At 52.3% G+C, this 2998-nt stretch carries 3 protein-coding genes; 2 read left to right on the forward strand and 1 reads right to left on the reverse strand.

Annotation, left to right across the window (positions count from 1 at the left end):
* Window positions 1-1083, reverse strand: a 1083-nt coding sequence (locus L692_RS0120880) for a DEAD/DEAH box helicase (protein ID WP_025701969.1), incomplete at its 3' end; no start/stop codon positions are given.
* Window positions 1084-1635: 552 nt separating this feature from the next.
* On the opposite strand from L692_RS0120880, the gene L692_RS0120885 reads away from it, so the two are divergent.
* Together L692_RS0120885 and L692_RS0120890 are read left to right on the forward strand one after the other, a co-directional pair.
* Entirely contained in the window at window positions 1636-1824 is a 189-nt protein-coding gene (locus L692_RS0120885; RefSeq protein WP_179035253.1) for a hypothetical protein, read from the forward strand.
* Window positions 1825-2017: 193 nt separating this feature from the next.
* On the forward strand, window positions 2018-2998 hold a 981-nt coding region (locus tag L692_RS0120890), incomplete at its 3' end, for a putative glycoside hydrolase (RefSeq protein WP_025701971.1).

A 2998-nucleotide genomic window follows, 5' to 3' on the forward strand; every position in this document is an offset into this window, starting at 1 on the left:
GTGACGGGTCACACGCTCAATCAGACGCAGATGGTCGATTTCGCGGGGAGTCACAAACGACACGGCCGCCCCTTCCTTGCCCGCGCGTCCGGTACGTCCAATTCGGTGTACATAGCTTTCCGGGTCCTGCGGCAGGTCAAAGTTAATGACATGCGTTACGCCGGAAACGTCGAGTCCGCGGGCCGCCACGTCGGTCGCAACCAGCACATCAATGCTTCCGTCGCGGAATTTGCGCATTACGGCGTCACGCTGGTTCTGAGACAGGTCGCCGTGCAGGCCATCTGCCGAGTAGCCGCGTTTTTGAAGCGCTTCGGACAATTCATCAACCCGGCGCTTCGTCCGTCCGAATACGATCGCGAGCTCCGGAGATTCCATATCGATCAAACGGCTCAGCGCTTCGAACTTCTGGCGTTCCGGAACTTCAATGTAAGCCTGATCGATCAGCGGCGCACTGACCTGCTTCGGAATGACAGAGACATGCTCAGGATTCTTAAGGAACTGCTGGGCAAGACGCTGGATGTTCGGAGGCATCGTTGCGGAGAACAGCATCGTCTGCCGTTCTTCGGGCACAAGCTTCAGGATGGACTGGATATCGTCCATGAAGCCCATATCCAGCATTTCATCCGCTTCGTCCAATACGACGGTCTGCACGTCGTCCAGACGGATCGTCTTGCGGTTGATGTGGTCAAGCAGACGTCCCGGCGTGCCGATAATGATCTGCGGCTTCTTTTTCAGACCCCGGATTTGCCGGCCGATGTCCTGACCGCCATAGATTGGCAGGGAACGGATTCCCTTGAAGCGGCTAAGCTTGCCGATTTCTTCCGCCACCTGAATGGCAAGTTCGCGGGTCGGGGTCATGATAAGCGCCACGATCTTTTCTTCCTCACGGGGAATCTTGGTGATCAGAGGAATACCGAAAGCCGCCGTTTTCCCGGTACCGGTCTGCGCTTGTCCGATCAGGTCGCTCCCTGTCATAGCGATCGGGATGGATTGGGATTGAATCGGAGTCGCCTCCTCGAATCCCAGCTCTGTGATGGCTTGCAACACTTTCGGGTCCAAGTCAAATTCTGCAAATGTCTTCAAATTATTCATGCTCCTTCTATACAGTGGACATTCCACATGCTTGTCTGTATTCTTAAGTAGCAGCAAACATTTATAGGCTGTCCAATCATGCCGGAAACTCTGCATGGTTTCGCGTAAGGGGACGGCGGGCCGTCCTTTCATCAGGTTCTCCAATTGGCCCGATCAACAGTAGCTTCACATTCGAAACAATGCAAAAAGTTCATTGTAACGCTCTACTCAAGAATATCCTATACATTATATCACAAACCCGAAGAGGAATACCAGCGTATTCCTTTCATTCGTTTTTACACCGTTTGCATTCTTTTGTTTGCAGCCCGCCGGGTAGCCGCGACGACGGGGTTCATCGGCCTGCATTATGGGTTCGTTCCGCAAAAGCTGACCGCTAAAGGGTGCACTTGCTTAAAAATTGTGATATATTAATGATGCGCAGAAGTCAATATGCTCATGAAGTTTCTGCCCTGCCCTCTTTTCCAGGCACTTGTCGTTTTTCTGGGTGAAACCTGAATTCAAGTTCAGCAACATTCGAAAAAGGAAAGGGTGATTACTGTGGAAATGGAAACGGTGAAATTGTCAGCAATCGTCATGAAGTGGTATCCGGATATGATGCCGTTTCTCAAGCAGGACGAACTCGATTCCATGATCGTTCTGCGGGACGGGCTGAGCATACTGGACTCTGCTGATGCGATGGACATCATTCAGTACAGCATTTGCGAGCATCAGGATTCTGCGTATCTTCAATGAAGGTAACACGAGGTTTTGAGATTGCCGCTTGAACCGGCCTGTTTGCCGGCTCAGGCGGCATTTGCTTTTTCATCGCATATGCTTGCCGAAGATTGATAAAACGTTCCTTTATTGTTACAAACCTGTTCTTTTTATTAGGTACGGTTGTTATTATAATTTATACCAACGTACATAAAAAAGAGGAGAGAGAGCAATGAACATCACTTGGGCTATATTGATGATGGCCCTGGGGAGCGTGGGTGTTCAGCACGGGCAGTCGCAAGCTGACGCCGCCGCCGTACTTCAATCCGCCTCCAATACAGCCATCGTCGCCAATCAGACCGCCCCGCCAAGCGCAGCAGGAACTCCGCAAGATTGGGTGGCGGGAGGCGCTGCTACAACCCCAGGTCCTTCCGCCTCCCCGGGAGCATCCGAAGCTTTGGACGGCGCCCCGCTGCCAGATCCTCAGCCAGACTCCCCCAAGGTCAAGGGCATATACGTCACGGCTTATAGCGCGGGCGGCTCACGGATGGATACGCTGCTGAATTTGGTTGATGCGACGGAATTGAACGCAATGGTTATCGACATCAAGGATGACGCCGGTTACATTACCTACCAGACAGATAACGCCGAGCTGCAGCAGATGGGCAAGCCGCAGCCTTTTATCCGTGATATCACCCAACTGATGGAGAGGCTCAGGAAGCATAATGTCTATCCGATCGCCCGGATCGTTGTCTTTAAGGACTCTGTGCTGGCCAAGAAAAATCCGCAACTGTCGTTCGTAAAAAGCGACGGCTCGGTGTGGCGCAATAAAGGCGGAGACAGCTTCGTAAATCCTTATAACGAGAACGTGTGGAAATACAATGTCGAAATTGCCAAAGAAGCGGTCAAGCTCGGCTTCAAGGAAATCCAGTTCGACTATGTGCGCTTCCCCGAAGGATTTGAGAAGCGGGCGGATTCGCTGAAATATACCAAGGCCCCAGGAAAAAGCCGGGTTCAAATCGTCGCGGACTTCGTCAAGTATGCGAAGCGGGAACTGAATCCGCTGGGCGCGAGGGTATCCGTCGATATCTTTGGTTATGCCGCGTCGGTTCCGGCTGCCGAAGGAATCGGCCAGGATTTTGTAAAAATATCCAAGAACGTCGATGTCATCAGTCCCATGGTCTACCCGAGCCACTATTCCACCGGCTGGGTT

The sequence above is a fragment of the Paenibacillus forsythiae T98 genome (assembly GCF_000520735.1).
In the GTDB taxonomy this organism is placed as follows: Bacteria; Bacillota; Bacilli; order Paenibacillales; family Paenibacillaceae; genus Paenibacillus_AQ; species Paenibacillus_AQ forsythiae.

Coding starts and splice junctions, on each gene's coding strand:
- L692_RS0120885 (WP_179035253.1), top strand. CDS start 1,636: ATGGAAACGGTGAAATTGTCAGCAATCGTCATGAAGTGGTATCCGGAT.